We start from the raw sequence: 18,241 nt of genomic DNA, 5'->3' as shown, positions 1-18,241 counted from the left end.
GGTTATTTTATATATAAAAATAATGTAATTATTCTCAATATGCGAAGCCATTATATTAACTTTAATTTAATTAACTGAAAAATAATGATTTATTTATTGGCATGCGATTAGCATGATGCTTTCCTGACATTGTGTCTTTTATATTTAAATGGAGTAAGTATGAAAAACTTAATATTAATTTTTTTACTTAATTTAGCACTTGCGTTTTCTGCTTCTGCTAATCAACCGCTAACAAGTCAAATGAATGCCTATTTAATAGAAGTTGATAAAAATGGTAAAGAGTTATTAAAGTCTGCTGATGAAGTTTCACCTAAAGATACAGTTGAATATCAACTGGTTTATAAAAATCATAGTGATCAATCATTATCTGGTTTAGTTATTACCGGTCCAATCCCTGAAAATACTCAATATGTAGGTAATACCGGTAAAACCATTATTGCATCTAAATTCTTGGTCAGTATTGATGGTGGTAGCACTTTCGAAACTGAGCCCGTTAAACGCGAAATAATGAAAGATGGTAAAAAAGTGGAGGTCATTATACCACCAGAGAAATATACCGATGTGCGTTGGATTCCTGAAAGTCCAATTAAAGCATCAGAGCAACAGATATACACCTATCGTATCGAGGTTAAATAATCAAAGTTGAGGCCCGTGCGGATGCAAGGGATTAGCTAAGTAATACGAAGATCAATTAACACCTAAAAGGTAAATACTACATGAATACGCAACTAAAACCCATAATGACGTGGTTTGCTGCGGGTTTAATATCAGTAGGTGCAGGTGCTTTGTCTAGTCAAGCCCTTGCAGCCACGGCAGCCGGAACTGATATTAAAAACTTAGCAACCGTAACGTATGAAGATGCCGCTGGTAATACATACAGAGCCTCTTCGAACGAATCAGTTGTAACGGTACAACAAATCTATAGTGCAACAATCGAAACAGATAACGATGTATCTGCAGCTCCAGGTTCTACCATTTACATCCCTCACGTGGTGACTAACACCGGTAATGGTCAAGATGTTTATACATTGACCTTTGCTGATGGTTTACCTGCAGGAGATGGTCGTACCGACACCATAGATTCAGTGACATTAAAACTGTTTGATGACGCTAACACAAATGGTACACCAGATGCAGGTGAAACAGAATTCACAAGCGGCGATACCATTACATTACTCGCTGGTGAAACAATGAACTTGATCGTTGGTGTGGGTGTACCTGCAACAGCGAATATGAGTGATACCTTAGGGATTACCTTAACGGCTGAAGCGCATAATGCTGGGGGTGCAGTTAGTACTCCAGTTACAGATTCTGTAACTGATGTAGGTACAAATAATGACTCTGCTAACGGTACTAACGCCGATGTAATTACAGTAACTAATAATGCTGTAATTGATATCAATAAGGCGTCAACTCACTTAACGGGTCTAGGTTATACAGAAAGTTCATTTGGCTTGGATCTGGATAATGATGCAACCACTGACCATCCAGTAGAGTTAATTGAGTATGTTGTAACGGTAGCGAACAATGGTAATACAAACGCTGATAATGTGACTATTTTTGATGGTCAGCCAGCTAATACTGCCATTATTCAAGGCCAAGCGACATTGACACAATATAACCCGATATCTGATGGTCTCTTTGCTGCATATGGTGATACAACGACCACTTATGCTGCAAATATTGTTGACGAAACGAGTCATGGCGTCGACTTAGACCAAGATGGTTCAACAGAGGCAAGTGGTGAGAGCCTTATTGCAGGCGGTACTGATGTCAACTCTGATGGTGATGCAATAGATGATAATATTCCGGGTTTATACGCTGTCGATGCCGAATTACCCTCTTTCACCTCTGTGTCAATGACCTTCTATGTTGCTTATTCACCAGCGATAGTTGATGGTGATGTGGTCGTTCGAAACAGTGCATATGCCTGTTCAGATTTAAACGGTGATGGTGATACAGTAGATACAGGTGAGTGTGCTGATCCAACAAGTCCTCCACCAAGTACTTCAAATCCAACAGAAGTCGTCACAGAAACAACCACAGGTGTTGATGTGTCCGATACGGGGACAACAAGTACAAGTGGTTTAGGTGGTGATGACGATAACACTGTTGATGATACTCAAACTATCACGACAGCACCGACTGGCAGCGAGTTCTTCCTTTATAACAAAGTGGCGAACAACGGTAACAAAATTGATATGTTCGATGTTACCACACCAGCACCAGGTGACCCAGGTAACAGTTTCCCTGCTGGCACAACGTTTAGTTATTGGAATGCAACAGGTACTGCTCAGTTAGTCGATAACAACAGCAATAGTATTCCTGATACTGGACCTGTCCCATCCGCAACGTGTTTAAATTCAGGTTTACTTGCCGATGCAGCAAGAACTGAAGATGGAATAACGTTGAACTGTAATGAAATGCTAATACGTGTTGTTGTTCGCTTACCACCAGATGCTCATAATTCAACTGCACCATTTAATGCAACAACAACCATTACGTCTACAAATGATCCAACAATTTCAGCATCGAAAACTGAAAGTTTGACTACGGTATCACCACCAACGGTTGATGTGGCAAACCAACAAATTACGCCAAATCCTACAACCAATGTGGATCCTGTCGATGTAACAGATGGCACATTAGATCCTGCTGATATCGCCACTGTATTTAATGATGCAGAACTTGGTCAAACGTTGACAACGACAGTATATATTACGAACGAAGGAGGCAGTCCTGATTCATTCACACTAACCACTGGCGGTAGTTATGACGTAGCTGGTACAGCTTGGCTTGCGGATATGCCAACAAACTGGACTATTGTGTTTAAAGATGCAGGTATCGATACCGATTCAGATGGTACTGTAGATGTTCTTGGTACTAATACTGTCATTACGACCACACCTCCTATTCCAGCCAATGGCACACAAGTATTAACGGCAGAAATAACCGTTCCACTGGATCCAATCTATGCTCGTGCACAAGCAAATGATTCCGCGTTACCGTTTGCTGCTGGTGAGCAAGCAAGTGCAATAGATGCAAATAGTGATGGCGATAATGATTACATTATTTATATCCAAGTAACCTCAGCAGGTTCTGGTGCGACAGACATTAAAGTAGAAGCAATTGATATTCGTACGATTGCGAGCATTGATTACACGCCTACTACACTGTCAAACCAAATTGAAGCTGGTGGTGGTATTGCATATGAACACTTCCTATCTAACACTGGTAACACAAGAGAATACATCACATTAGATTCTGCTAACGATAAAGCAGCAGATGGCTTTGATAATACGTTAACTATATTAGATAACGATACGGGCCAACCTATTGAGATTGGTAACTTGTGTGATACAGGTGATAGAACCATTAATGTTGTGCCAATGGATGGTGGTGCTCCAATCGCTGTTGAAGTGCAATGTGACGCAAGTGACGGTACTGATTTACAGCCAAATATCCAGTTAGAACCGGGTGAAAGTATTCCTCTATTGAATACGGTATTTGCCCCAACTAATGCAACTGCGGGTACTGTGAATAAGACAACACTTACTGCTGTCGTCGTTTCTGCTCCAACTATTACCGCACAGGCTGAAGATAACTCAGAAGTTATTGCAGGTCAGCTACGCTTGTACAAATATGTAGATCTTGACGCAAATTGCGACTCGATTCCAGATAGCGATGGTGGATTCCAACAAAGACATTCTACGCTTGTCGAGCCTGGTCAATGTATTATTTGGAAGCTTGTTGCAGTGAATGAAGGTACAGATGATGCACTTAATGTAGTTGTAACGGACGAGTTAACCGAATACACCACGTTCCTCGATCTCACAGGTGCAAATGTTGGTGAGCTTAAGTCATGTCGTAACTCAATAACTACTCCTGTGTTATTTGGTGCTGGTACATATTCATTAACGTCAGATAACTTAGGTCCTCTATGTAACCCTGATGCTACAAGCCATACAGCAGGTACCATAACTCAAGGAGTTAGTGGTTCTGGTGTTACTTACACCATCGGAACACTTGAGCCTGGTGATAAAGTTATCAGTCACTTCTCAGTAACCGTTGATTAAATCACATTAATAAAGTCCTCCCTACAATTGTAGGGGGGCTTATTAAGCGTATTGCTAATTCGTTTAATAAGCCCTTTTCTTTTTCCCTTGGAGATCGCAATGGCATCCTATTATGTGGTAACTATTTTTAAGTTATTAGTTATCTTCATTCTATGTTGCAATAGTTTCTATGTCTCTGCTCTTACTCCTGCAGGGACAAGAATCACGCATCAATCGCAGATAACATATTTTGATCCAGAATCTGGAACAAACATTTCGGTTATTTCTAATTTTTCGACAATTACTGTTGCGCGTGTTTATGATTTCGAATTAATAACTGATTTTAGTGATGTTGAAGATGAAAATAGCCAAAGGTTAGCAGCAGCAGGAACAACGATTAATATACCTATTACGATTAGAAATACCAGTAATACAAAAGATAGTTATAAGGTTAATGTAATTAACTCTCCAGGAGATAATGGCGATATATACTCATTTAATTCAGGTGAAGTTAAAATATATAATGACTTTGATGGCAATGGTATTCTTGATGCTGGCGAAAATGAATTAAAAAAAGACAGTGATGGCAATTATATAACGTCTATTCTTGGTGTTGATGAAATAACAGCGTTACTTTACGTAATATCGATTCCAAGTCATGCTGTCGAAGGAGATTTTTATAACTTAAGTGGTAATATTGTTTCACTTGGTAATAATAATAAATCAGAGTTTAGTAATATAAAGGTTGTTGTTGTAGATGGTTCAGTAATTAATCTAACTATTCATAATAATCCTATTTGTTCTCAACATGTTGGTCCACTTGGCGATATGGAATATATCGTTCATTATAATAGTATTGGGAATAAATTACCTGATGTATCCTCTGACGGTTATCTCGTTTTTACCAAAAATGAAGCGGGTCAATTACTTTCATCATATGTGACCGGTGTATTAATTACGGTAACACTTCCCGCCAATGTTCGGTTAAAGCAAGATAAACTTAATGATGACGGGACTCCACTAAGAGATCATGCACCTATTAATTTCACTATGCCTAATTCAAACGGCGTGTTTAATGGAGGACTTGTCGTTGTTGGGATTAATAATACGTTCTTACTAGAACAAGAAAATGAAACCTTAGACTGGCATGATTACGGTACTTGGGATGGTGACGGTAATGTAGAAAAGATAGGTTTTCTTGTATCACCAGATCACCTTAAACCTGGGCAGTCGGGACACTTTAGCTACTATCTAGAAGCGAATACTATTTTACCACGTGGTGATTTGAGCCCTCTTCAAGTTTACTCTAGAGCAGAAGCTGAGATCTCTGATTCTGAAAACATTGTGACTCAAAGCAGTAAAGTTTGTAATACCTTGTTTGATGATAGCTCTTCATTTTCGAATGACCCTGATAATAATCAAGTGATTAGATTTCAATTGTTTAACCCTGAATTGTTTGCAGCGAGTCAAAATGTTTTAGTGAGACACTCTGATGATGATCACTATATTGATAACGATTTTTATTTTGTTAAAGAAACGGAAGAATTTCATGTAAAGCTTGATGCAATTAGTGCGCGTATTGAATTAGTAGAAGCCAATATGCATCGTTCGGTTATCGATATTATTGGTCCAGAAAGTTCTCACTATCCAATCATGGTAAGAACTGAAAAAGGTAAAGATTCTTTTCATTGGATGTTTGCTGAAACAGGTGCCAATACAGGCATATTTAGAAGTATTATACCGCTTCATGCATCGTTAATTGATGAAGATTTTCTTCGTGTTAAACAAGATCACTGCCTGGATGATGTCAATAGTAGTGTGGTTCCTTCAGGAGCTGGTTCTGGTTTTTCGGCGCTCTCAGACTTAGTGTCAGGAATAACAGCATTGGTTAATTTTAACGCAGATTTTCTTCAGGGGACTACGGCGGAAAATTGTGAAATTAAATCAGAAACGGATGACGTACTTTACTTAGATGTTATGCGTCGTGGCTCTGCAAAAATTATTTTGGATACCACCGCTAAAATAAGCCCAGAGTTCACTGTGTTTGATACAACGACATTTAAACCTGTAGAAAATGTAGATGTACATTTTTATCAAACAACAAATGGTTCCGCCCCTGATGCTAAAGTAAGAGCGCCTAATGTTGATAATTATAAGGCTCCTATTGCGTCAGTGAGGACGAATGAAAATGGTATTGCATTATATCCTAAATTAACTAAGTCCGATAATGAATATTATTTTATTTCTGTGGATCCTCCTACAGGATTTACGTGGCCTTCTAATTATACAGATATTAATACATTTAATATTTTTAATGTTAAGCCTGAGTCTTATGGTCCTTTTGGTAATGAAAATATTGCTGATTCAGGTATCTTTGAAATTAGAGGTCGTACATTAGTAAATCAATTCGATATTCCGATTGATCCAGGAATTGTCGATAGAAAATTAACGTTAAGTAAAACGGCAGATAAAAAAACAGCTGAAGTTGGTAGCTTTGTTAAATATACAATAATAGTAAATAATACCTTACCTGACGGCTCACTCTATAATGCTAAAATTATTGATAAGATTCCTTATGGATTTAAATATATAGAAGGCAGTGCTCGTTTAAACGAGGTTAAGATAGATGATCCAATAGCGAATGAAAATAAAGACACTTACACATTCTCTATTGGAGAGCTCAAAGGGGTAAACTTTGAGCCTACTTATGGTGTATATACGCTTGATTACGTCTTACAGTTATCTGCAGGTGCGATTGATTCTGATGGAATTAATTACGCCTATGCCGAAGCCTCTTCGATGGCTGGTGGAGGACTAATCACATCAAATGTCGATAATTATCAGATCATCCCTTCTCAAACAGGCGTGATGTCCGACAGTGGTATCATTTTTGGTCGTGTATTTATTAATGCCAAATGTAATAAGTTAATGAAAAGTGATATCTGGCCGATTGGTGGAGTAAAAATATATTTAGAAACGGGTGATTATGTTATCACAGATGAAAATGGTCAGTATTCAATGTTTGGTATTAACCCCGGAAATCACGTACTAAAAGTTGATAGAGAAACATTACCAGATGATATTGAACTATCAGTAAATGGAAGTAGAAATGCTGGAGTACCATTTTCTCAATTCATTGATCTCATGGGGGGGGAAATGCACAAGGCAGATTTTGTTAGCCCATGCCCTACAGATAATCAAGAAGAAATTTATGAGGAACTTAAGAAGCGAAATGAAAATATTAATGGCGACTGGTTATTTGAAGAACAAATAAAAAGTAATGGTAATAAAAAGACAACGTCGAAAAAGGTAAACACGTCAGATTTAGTATCTGGTGTTGTCAGTGGGCCTAAAAATAAGGGTGATAATAAAAACGAGAGTGTATCAAAATTGTCTTCATTTAAAGGTTATGCCCTGCAAACATTTGAAGGCAATCAGATAGAAGCTGAAAATTTCATCAATAAACTGCCACGTAATATAAAAAAGAAATCATATATTTATCCAGTCTCTAATGATGTTGTTGGAGTAAGAATTGGTTTTAGTCACAATCAAGAAAATTTAATTAATTTACGCCAAAAGTTGATTGAAAATAATATTGAGAATAAACCAAAAGAAACATTATATGATCGTATTTTAGATGACGATAAATTAAACATTGATAATCTTATAGAAGATAAAGTACCTCTACCTCAGGAAGAAGTAAAAACGATTACTCAGTCTGAAGCAAAAGAAGGTACATGGTATTGGCCAAAAGGCGAATATAGTTATGATGGTCGTTTTATTGTTGTAATTAGAGGTGATGTTAACCCTAGCTTATACATTAATGGTGATCTAGTTGATGACACCCAACTTGGTGAACGTATTATCAATAAAAAGGAAAGGGCCCAAATATTAGCTTGGTATGGGGTAGAACTTACTGATGGAACAAACCTTGCCCAAATAAAAACAATGGATAGTTTTGGTAATGAAAGGATATTGTTAGAAAAGGAATTTCGTCACCCTAAATCAGCGAAAAATATAGAATTAATTTTAGATGAAACATCATTACAGGCTGATGGTGGACGATCTGCAATACCAATAACATTAAAATTAACCGATGAGTTTGGAAATTTAGCGCGGGGTATTTACTTTGTAACGTTAAATAATGATATGGGATTGCCTTGGTTAGAACCAGATATCCAAGCGTCTATTAATGGTCATCAGGTTCGAGTAATTAATGGGGTAAAAACGATCTATCTGCGTAGTAGTAACGAATCAGGAAAAATAAAAGTTAAAGCAGAGCTCAATGCGCTTGAAGATGTTGTAGATATTTATCAAGTCGCAGCAAGTCGACCTTTATTTGTTAACGGTATACTTAGTTATACTGGTAAATATGGTAAATTTTCAGGTTTAGTACCGTCTTCACAAAAAGAGGGTTTTGAAAATCAACATTATTCTGACGATGAAAGAGCCGCTATTTTCATGAAAGGTAATATTAAAGGAGATTTACACTTAACATTAAGCTATGACTCGGCAAAAGAAGATGTAGCGTTACAAAGAGAAATTTCACCTGATAGTTACTATCCTGCTCCCGGTGACGCAAGTATCAGGGGTTATGATGCAAGAAGTGATTCAAAATTATTCGTTAAACTCGAAAGAGATCGCAGTTATGCAATGTGGGGTGACTTCAGTACATCTGACGGTGTATATGAATATGATTTAGCCAGAACAAGCCAAATACTTAATGGTTTTAGTGGCGTATTTGATAAAGGTCCCGTTCGCCTTCAATTATATGCCTCACAAGCAGAAGATTTGCATAAGGTCGAGGAAGTACCCGGTAATGGTACAGCAATGGATTATACCTTAACTGATGGTCGATTAGTTCGTCACTCTGACATTGTTTCCCTTATTACTTACAGTAGAGATAACCCTGGTCTTATAATAAAAGAGACATCTCTCAAACGTTATTTTGATTACACAATTGATTATTTTACAGGTGCTATCAGATTCAATAGGGTCATCCCGATGTTTGATGAGGATTTTAATCCAGTTAAAATTCGTATTGCTTATGATTTAGATGGTGACGGGGAAAAGTATGAAGTCGCTGGTACGCGCGGGTTTTATAAGTTTAATTCATACTTTGATTCGGGCTTTAGTTATGAATATAACAGCAGTGATTCTACTGGTTATCACTTAGGAGGTATTTGGGTAAATTATAATATAAATAATAAAACTGAGATCAAAGCATCCGTCGCATCCTTATCACACGATAGGCTGTCTGAGGATGAAATGCTTGGTTCAATATCATCAATCGATGAGACTAAAAAAGTCTCAAATGCAATGGCTTATAAATTAAAATTAAAACGCGATTGGAGCCCTGGCAGCTTCTCTGAATTAGAATACTCATATGCAGATGATGATTTCTCTAATTCTGCAGCACCAGTAGTAGCTGGAAGGCAGGAGTTTAAATTACTTCATAGACAAAAATTATCTGGATTAATGAATTTAAATATTAATGCTAGCCACTCAGAAAAATTATCGACTAAAGATTATCAACAGTCTGTGGCAGTAAATATCGATTCAAAAATTTTGGGTTCTAAGTGGACAACGACATTAGGTAGTCGATATATAAAAAATAAAACAGAAGAACAAACGGAAAGTTATACAACGGCTATTTTAGGATTAGGTCGAACATTTGATTTATTTAATAAGCCCGGTCGTATTGATTCTGAATATGAACGAAGCTTCGGTCATAAGAGCAAACAGCGTTTTAATATAAAAGCAGATTGGCAATTACACAAACAGGCAAGCGTTTATAGTCAATATGAATACATTGATTCACTAACGGGTATTAATAATTTAGGTAGTGGAACAACAAGTCAGTTTACAGCTGGTATTGATATAGATTGGCTGCATGGAGGCAGTACATTTAACGAATTTAGGCAACGTGGCGTTAGCAACGGAAAAATGATGGAACTGGCTAACGGTTACCGTGGACAGTTTGAAGTTATTCCAGGTATCAGCGTTGACCCATCTGTTGAGTATGTAGAGGTTTTAAAAGGGGATAAAGAGTCAGGTTTTGCCGTTTCTTTGGGGGTAGCTGATATACGTAACCCTAATTTTAAAACAACAGGGAGAATGGAATTTAGACGTGGTGATCAGGAAAACTATTACGGTTTCCTTGGTGCGTGGATCACACGCTTAAATCAGGATTGGAGCGGTTTAGTAAGGGAAGAGTATCGATACGTAGATAAAAAAGAGACAAAGAATACTTGGGATAACCATTTAAGTATCGCTGCTGCTTACAGACCAAGATTAAAGAATAATTATCACCTTCTAACATCCTATGAATGGAAAGTTGAGGATAATGAAAACAAAAGAGAAGCCCATATCTTTTCTGCTCATCAAAATCTTGAGTGGTCAAATGATTGGATATTATCTGGTAGGTTGGGAGTTAAATTAGAAGATTTTTCATATTACGATGATTATTATAACTCTGTATCCACCATACTTGATGCGAGATTAATTTATAACTTTAGTACACGTTGGGATTTCGATGTTCATGGCGGAATATTAGGAACTGACTGGTTTGATAGTCGACGTTATTCAGTTGGTATAGGAGCAAATTATATAATTTATAGAAATATTCGTCTTGGCGTTGGATATAATTTTATGGGATTTGCTGATAGTGACTTAGACCCTCAGGGTTATAACTTAGATGGATTTTATTTCGATATTATGTTCGCTCTTGATGAGAGTCTGTTTGGTTGGCTAAGTGAATAATGAGGTAATACCTGAATGAAGAAGTTATTATTTCTATCAGTTCTTTCTTCTTTTCTCCTAATTCAAAGCGGTTGTGTTAAGGAAGAAGAGATATTCGTCGACTATGGTGATTTATCTCAATTAGATTCAGATTTATATAGTGTTTACTACGAATGGCCCAGTGTGATTAATTTTGATTTTGATGATTTTCAATTAGATTATGGTGATAAGTTAAAGTTAGATAAAGTGGCGCAAACATTGCTTAGTAATATTGAGTTGAAAGTTGCGTTAATTGGATCAGCTGATCCTGAAGGCAGTAAAAATTACAACAATAAATTATCACAAAATAGAGCCTTATCGGTGGCGAGATATCTAATTGATAGTGGCGTTATGAGAACTCGAATAGTAGTAACTTCATCAGGGGTTAGTAACAAATACCTGAAAACGAATGATAGAGATGCCAATTTTGTTAATCGGCGTGTTCAAATTCTTTTACTTGGCACTGATTCTAATCCAGTTGAAATGATGTATGAAGTAAAACAATCTGACTAATTTTTACAGAGGACGTCATATGCATTATATAAGGTACTTCTTTGGTCTAATTGTAATATTTTATCTTTTTGTGAGTCCTCTTAGTTATGCATTGACCGAGTCTGGTACGATTATTAAAAACCAAGTAGGTGCGACCTATAAAGACAGCAATAACATTACTCGTTCAACAGCTTCTAATATAGTTGAAACATTCGTTCAGCCCGTTGTTTCTGTAACGGTTAGCGCTGATCAGACTAAGTTTGTTGCCCCCTCTGGTACAGTAAGATTTAATCACATTATTACCAATACGGGTAATGATGAAGATTCTTTTACATTATCCACGTCTCTTTCTAGCACAGCAATGACGAGCATTGCTATTTATCCTGATGAAAATAATGATGGTATAGAAGATGAGTCCTTAGGAATAATATCTTCTATTGGTCCTTTGGCGCCGGGTGAAAGCTATCATGTTGTTCTTTTGGGTGCTATTTCACCGAGTGCATCAAATGGAGATACGGGTACCGTTTCTTTTACTGCAACAAGTCAGTCATTTGCTAATAACGCGACAACGGTGCTTTCTGGTGGTGCGAGTTCTGCGATTAATACAGATACAGTGACAGTAACAAATTTACCGATCATAGAAATGACCAAATCTATGAATCAAAATGAGGGGGCTTCTCCAAGTGGTCCATATGTGGTGACATTGTCTTATAGTAATGTCGGTTTAACCGATATGTCATTGACTCAGACAAACGGCATTATGCTAAGTGATGAGCTTCCAGTTGGAATGAGATTCAATGGGAACGTAACTTGGAGCCTGAGCAGCGGCATAATTGGTGATATATCTAGTGGCAGTGTCAGCGAAGGGGATAGTGATTTATCATTCACATCATGTATAGCAGGTGCTCCATCTTGTCTTTCGCAAGATAAAGTTTCGTTTACTCTAGATGGCTTATCTTCAAATCAAAGGGCGACGATAAGTTTTGAGGTAATGATAGATTCTGGCTTAGTTGCCTCTAGATTAACGAACCAAGTAACGTTTGGCTACGATGAAGACAATGACGGTATTGTGGGAGCAAGCGAGCAACATAAATATAAAACCAATACCGTCCCATTTACTATCACACCACTTCATGCAGTTGTTGCGAATACAGGGGGATGTGGTGCCAATGATACGGCTTGTAATGCAACCGATAATATTAACTATGAACTAATGACTGTTGCCAATGCAGCGCAAGGTTCTAGAGTGTCATTTACAAGCTATATCTGGAACTTAGGTAATGATGAAGATACATTTAATCTTGAACTCTTACCTTCATCCACATTCCCTGCGGGTACAAGTTTTATGATCTATGCCGGTAACGGTGTAGTACCTTTACTCGATAACGACGGTGACAGTAAAGTCGATACCGGTGTTATTCCTGCCGCTGGCTCAACCTGTCCTTCTTATTTGATTACAGCGGCTGGTAGCCAATGTGGTGCTAAAGTTATCGTTACAGCGACATTACCACCGGGTTCATTTGGTGGTGGGCCCTATTTTGTAGCACTACAAGCAACTTCTTCGAGTGATACTTCTCAGTCGGATACAGTGGGTAACCAATTAACAACGATTGCTCAAAGCACTGTCGACATTACAATAAATTATCCTTCTGAAACATCATCAACGACACAGAATAACTGTGATAATGTGAATGACGGCTGTGGGTATGGAGCCGGTGTCGAGGGGGCTGCTGTCGTTACGAATACAGCTAACCCGTCTACATCCACAACGTTTACGATATTTATTACCAATACCTCGACTGTTGCAGATACATATGTATTAGATTTTAGTAATGTTATTCCTTTCTCTTCAAAGGTATTAACAAGTGGTTTTACCGTTGTGTATACAGACACGAATGGCACACCAATAACAAATATTCCTCTTCTCTTACCTGATGAAAGCATTGAAATCAGAGCGCTAGTTTCTATTGACCAAACGGTAGGTATCTCAACTGAAAACCTCTATTTTAAGGTGAGTTCCCCTTCTACTGGTGCTGAAGATACCGTTTTCACTGCGGTTTCCGTTGAGTTAATTAATATTGTTGGTCCAGGAGGTGGAGGAGACCAATGTTTAGTCATCGGTACACCAAATCAATCTGGCGTTACCCAGCCAGGGCGAGCAACCATCTATAAACATATTATTGATAACAATACAGCAGAATCATACACAGGCGTCTCATTCTCTCTATTGGATTCAGAGCCCGGTTTTACATCAATGATATATTTAGATAGCAATGGTAATGGTGAGTTCGATGGTAATGATACTAAGATTGATTCCACAGTGGACTTTGCCCCTTTAACGGAAGTCACTATTTTCTTAAAAGTCACAGTTGATTCAAATGTCCCATTAAACACAGTCAATAACTCGTCGATTTCGGCAACAGTAAGCTGTGGGGATATTTTAATGGTTGACTCCACAACTGTTGCCAACATAAGTATGCGAATCATCAAAGAGCAGGCTAAGGATGCCGGCTGCGATGGTATAGTTGATGCAGGAAGTGCTTATTCATTAAATTCGTTCTCTGTTGCGCCCGGTGAGTGCATACTTTACCGCTTAACTGCTGAGAATATTGCAATAGAAGATGCACATGAAGTTGTATTAACTGACGCGACGCCAGCTTTTACAACGTTTAAAGTGGTTGGGGGAATTCCTAATATAGACAAAGGTTCAATCAATATTATCAGTGATGGAAGCACTGGCGCGATAATTGGTAATGTAGGAACCGTCGCGCCCGGAGAAAGAGCGGTAATGGAATTTGCTATAAGAGTTGATGATTAAAAACTAACGTAATATTAAGCGAATAAAAAAATCCATATTTTCTAAATATGGATTTTTTATTTCATCTTATGTCTTTGATAATTTTTAACTATGTGTGTACTTAGTTAATACTATTGATTACTTCAATCGCTTTTTTATTACCATTTCGGGCGGCTTTATTTAGCCAATATTGGGCTTTTTCAATGGATTCACTTGTACCATCGCCATTTGCATACATACTTGCCAAGTTATACATAGCAGTATTATTTCCTAAATTGGCTGATTTAATATACCAAAATAAAGCTTTTTTATAATTTTGTTGAATGATAGTGCCTTGGTCGTAGATACGAGCCAAATAAAAACTAGCATCTGGATTGCCTTTATTATCCTCTTTCTCAAGTGCTTTAACTAAATCATATTCATTGTTTTTAATTAGAAAAGGATTATCGATGCTTAGGGTGATTGATTTAAAGTGAGCATTAGGTATATTTTGTTTTGCTGCCATTTGATAGTGTTTATGACTTTTAGCGATGTTTTTCTTCTTGTTATAAAGTCCACTTTGATAAATTTCGCCTAATGTAAAATGTGAATAGCCATGTCCTTTTTTGGCTGATTTTTCAATTAAATCAATGGCTCTTTCAATTTCAGAACGAGTATTAATCAAAGATATTGCAAGAAGGTAGTCACTGTATTCATTCCTTTCGAAGTCATCAACTGAGAAGATTTCAATGCAACGTTTAAAGTTATTTTTAATAAAATACAAGTAACCTAATGTGTACGTTGATGGAGCATGCCCTTTAGCATTTGTTTGTAGAAGTAGCTCTTCTGCATAATTTAAGTCAACATCTCCTCCTCTGCCATCAATTAACATTAATGCCAAAGAGTATTGAGAGAAAGTATGATTATCATTTGAAATGGAGATTTTATAGTAAAAACGCGCCTTTTCTTCAGATAACTCAACCCATTCTCCAAATTCATACAGATGACCTAAATAGTATGCAGCATCAGAATCGCTATTGGCGAGCTCTTTTAACTTATTGATAGCCTCTTGTTTATCATGACTGCTATAAATAGGATGTTCAATGATGGAAATAAACTCTTTAATTGTAAATTTTTTATTATTATCAAATGACAAATTATTTATTGTTTCTTTTTCAAAAGGCAAATCTTTATTATCATTTTGAGAGTTTTTTTCTTTATTTGCAATTTCATTGTTTTTTAAATCATTATCAGAGCTGCAACTCATTAATAATAAAATAATGACGATACACTTCCTCATTATTGATTTCTCCTTTCCCTGTACTATTTTTAATTTTAGAACATAAGTGAAGGGATGTATTATGCGTTATCTATTTATTTTATTATTAAGCAGTCTATTAACAGCGTGTGCGTCAAGTAATATTACGTCATCTTGGGTGGACTCGTCATATACAAAGTTTCCAATAAAAAGCACGATGGTTGTTGCTATGTCTGACAACTTACGTGTAAGACGGATCTTTGAAGATGATATGGTCAAACAATTACAAGCTCATGGGGTGGATGCGATCCCAAGTTCGCAAATTTTTCCTAATGAATTACCGTCTAAAGGTGATATTGCGGCTTATGTGAAAAAACATAATACCCAAACCGTTTTTGTCGCAAAATTGATAAATATTGAAGATAAAGAAGTGAGATATCCGGGTAATACCGGTTATGGCTATAATCGAGGTATTAGTTTTAACAGCTACTACAATACGTCTTATAGTTATATTTACGATGATAGTTACTCTGTTTCTTACGAATTTGTAAACGTTGAGTTCACCTTATTTGATACGCAAAGTCATATCCCGATTTGGTCAACATCATCAGAATCTGTTGATCCAAGTGATATGAATAATATTATTGATGAATTAACGGGAATATTAATCACGAATATGAAAGACAATAACGTGATCAGATAGAAATTTAAAAATAGAACTAAGCCCTGCAATAAGCGGGGCTTTTTATTGCTTGCGAATAGACAATAATAAAGAGTATGAATAAATATCATACAGATAAAAGCAAAAACACTTCATTAAAAAACAAGCCTAATATTTGTTTGTTATACAAATTGATACTAGTCAATTACTAATATCCGAAAGTTTATTACTATCACCTCAAGAATTTGATGATAAACGTTTATAAAGTAATGGCTGCGTATTCATGTCTCAACATACGCAACAATTAATATTTTATCTCAATACAAATATTATTCACTTCAATTAGGTCGTAGTAATGGTCTCACAGCCTCATAATGTAGAAAAATATCAAGCCGTTATTGGTTTGGCTGGTCATGTTGATCACGGTAAAACCGCTTTAATTGAAGCACTCACAGGTATCGTCACAGCGCGTCCACATGAACAACAATTAGGTATGACACAAGATTTGGGTTTTGCCTATTTTAAAGATGATAACAATAATACCATTGGGGTTGTGGATGTCCCGGGACATGAACGTTATCTACGTAATATGGTATCAGGTGTATGGCACCTTAACGTGCTATTGCTGGTTATAGCGGCAGATGAAGGGTGGATGCCGATGACCACCTCACACTTACAAGTTGCACATGCGATGGGAATAGAAGATATCGTCGTGTGTATTAACAAGCGCGATAAAGTCACGGCAGAGCAACTCAGTGCGGTAGAAGATCAAGCGCTAGACAATGTGATGGAGATGACGGGCTTATTACCTGAGATTATCAGTGTATCAGCCTTAAAAAATGACAACATTCCTGCGTTACGTGATCGACTGATTGAGGCGGTTAAAGCCAATATTGATCGTAAAGCATCGACGGATATTGCAGATGATCAGGTCGTAGCCCCAATAATGTATATCGATCGTTCATTTGTCGTAAATGGCATGGGCACCGTACTTACAGGTACATTGGCACAGGGAACATTGAGTATTGGCGATAAGGTTCGCTGCTTTCCTAGTAACATCATGGGGACAGTTCGTTCTCTGCAAGCTTATCATCAACAACATCAGCAATTATCTGCCACCTGCCGTGTCGCTGTGAATGTTAAAGGGATCAGCCGTAAAGAAGTAGGGCGAGGGCACTTATTAACATCTGCGACAATAACCCCGCCATTACATAGTCAGTGCATCGTTCGTATCAATAAGACGTCAGACAAACTCAAGCAACGTAAACAACGCCATGTTGAAGTTGCCATGGGGACTTGGCATGGCTCAGCATTGTTAAGTTATATTCCGAATACTCAATTAGCACGACTAACCTTTGAAAAGCCCATCCCAATGATTTTTGGACAACGATTAGCAATGATCCAAAAAGGTGGCTGTGGGCTACAACACGGTGCTGAAATTGTGTGGTCAACACCTGTTATGGGTTATCAAAAACGCCGTTTATACCAAGCATTAGATAATTTACCGGTACTTTTAAAGCCTGAATCACAACGTGAGATGTTACTCGCTCTACAAGGTTACTTTGAAACGACCGAAGCAGGTTTTGAATCGGCACAAGGACAAACTTATTTAACGCCTTATTGTTTTGAAGATAGCTGGTTAGCTGACAATGTTATGCAAATTCAGACGTTACTGTCTGATGGGATCTCAATGTCATCTGCCGAAATAGCAACACGTCTACGTATTAATGAAGCAGTGATTGATATCTTAATGCAGCAATTAAAGCTGCAAGAAAAAGTACATGTTAGTTATGGTAAATGGTGCTTAGGGCAAGGTGATAACGAAGATGAATTACCTCCTGTGGCACAAGAGATTCTGCAACAAATACGCGAGCTAGGTAAAGCAGGACTAGAACTGAATAAAGTAACGGTTGCAGGGGGGAAAAAGTGGCTTAGACAGCTCAGCCATCAAAAATATATTACCGCTTTGGATGATACCATTTACTTCGATATGGGTTTATATCTTGATTTAGTTAAAGCCGTGATAGCTGAACATCAGCCTCAAGATCGCATATCGATGGGAGATATTAAAGATCGGACAGAATTAAGCCGAAAATACTCAATCCCATTAGCAAATAGAATGGAAAAAGATGGTTGGGTACGTCGTGATGGTGATGAGCGTATTATCCTAAAAGCGTGGGATCAGTAGTAAATCTAACGATGATTAAAGTGAGTGTTGA

Annotated in this window: 8 protein-coding genes; 7 read left to right on the top strand and 1 reads right to left on the bottom strand. The window is 37.3% G+C overall.

From position 1 onward, the window contains the following. The first annotated feature begins 159 nt into the window (after window positions 1–159). The 5 genes from C9J46_RS05250 to C9J46_RS05230 all read left to right on the top strand — a co-directional run bounded on the left by C9J46_RS05250 (window position 160) and on the right by C9J46_RS05230 (window position 14,145). Window positions 160–636: a hypothetical protein gene (locus tag C9J46_RS05250; protein ID WP_107206757.1), complete on the top strand. Its 477-nt coding sequence runs from the start codon at window positions 160–162 to the stop codon at window positions 634–636. A gap of 80 nt (window positions 637–716) precedes the next feature. Continuing rightward, window positions 717–4,076: a hypothetical protein gene (locus C9J46_RS05245; RefSeq protein WP_233217690.1), complete on the top strand. Its 3,360-nt coding sequence runs from the start codon at window positions 717–719 to the stop codon at window positions 4,074–4,076. Between the two features lie 99 nt (window positions 4,077–4,175). Continuing rightward, window positions 4,176–10,817, top strand: a complete 6,642-nt coding sequence (locus C9J46_RS05240; protein WP_107206756.1) for a DUF11 domain-containing protein — start codon at window positions 4,176–4,178, stop codon at window positions 10,815–10,817. Between the two features lie 15 nt (window positions 10,818–10,832). Further along, on the top strand, window positions 10,833–11,348 hold the full coding sequence (locus tag C9J46_RS05235; protein ID WP_107206755.1) for an OmpA family protein: 516 nt from the start codon (window positions 10,833–10,835) through the stop codon (window positions 11,346–11,348). Between the two features lie 19 nt (window positions 11,349–11,367). Then, entirely contained in the window at window positions 11,368–14,145 is a 2,778-nt protein-coding gene (locus C9J46_RS05230; protein ID WP_107261207.1) for a hypothetical protein, read from the top strand. 100 nt (window positions 14,146–14,245) lie between these two features. Here the strand turns inward: C9J46_RS05230 and C9J46_RS05225 are convergent, their stop codons facing one another. Then, window positions 14,246–15,403: a tetratricopeptide repeat protein gene (locus C9J46_RS05225; RefSeq protein WP_107261209.1), complete on the bottom strand. Its 1,158-nt coding sequence runs from the start codon at window positions 15,401–15,403 to the stop codon at window positions 14,246–14,248. Window positions 15,404–15,590: 187 nt separating this feature from the next. On the opposite strand from C9J46_RS05225, the gene C9J46_RS05220 reads away from it, so the two are divergent. Both C9J46_RS05220 and selB read left to right on the top strand, forming a co-directional pair. Continuing rightward, entirely contained in the window at window positions 15,591–16,064 is a 474-nt protein-coding gene (locus tag C9J46_RS05220) for a hypothetical protein (protein ID WP_233217689.1), read from the top strand. A 313-nt stretch (window positions 16,065–16,377) separates the two neighbouring features. Further along, on the top strand, window positions 16,378–18,210 hold the full coding sequence (selB, locus tag C9J46_RS05215) for a selenocysteine-specific translation elongation factor (RefSeq protein ID WP_107206751.1): 1,833 nt from the start codon (window positions 16,378–16,380) through the stop codon (window positions 18,208–18,210). Window positions 18,211–18,241 lie beyond the last annotated feature (31 nt).

It is taken from the genome of Photobacterium sp. GB-36 (assembly GCF_003026135.1).
GTDB lineage: Bacteria > Pseudomonadota > Gammaproteobacteria > Enterobacterales > Vibrionaceae > Photobacterium.
Note: the sequence above shows the minus strand (reverse complement) of the source record. Positions and strands in the feature narration are given on the sequence as shown.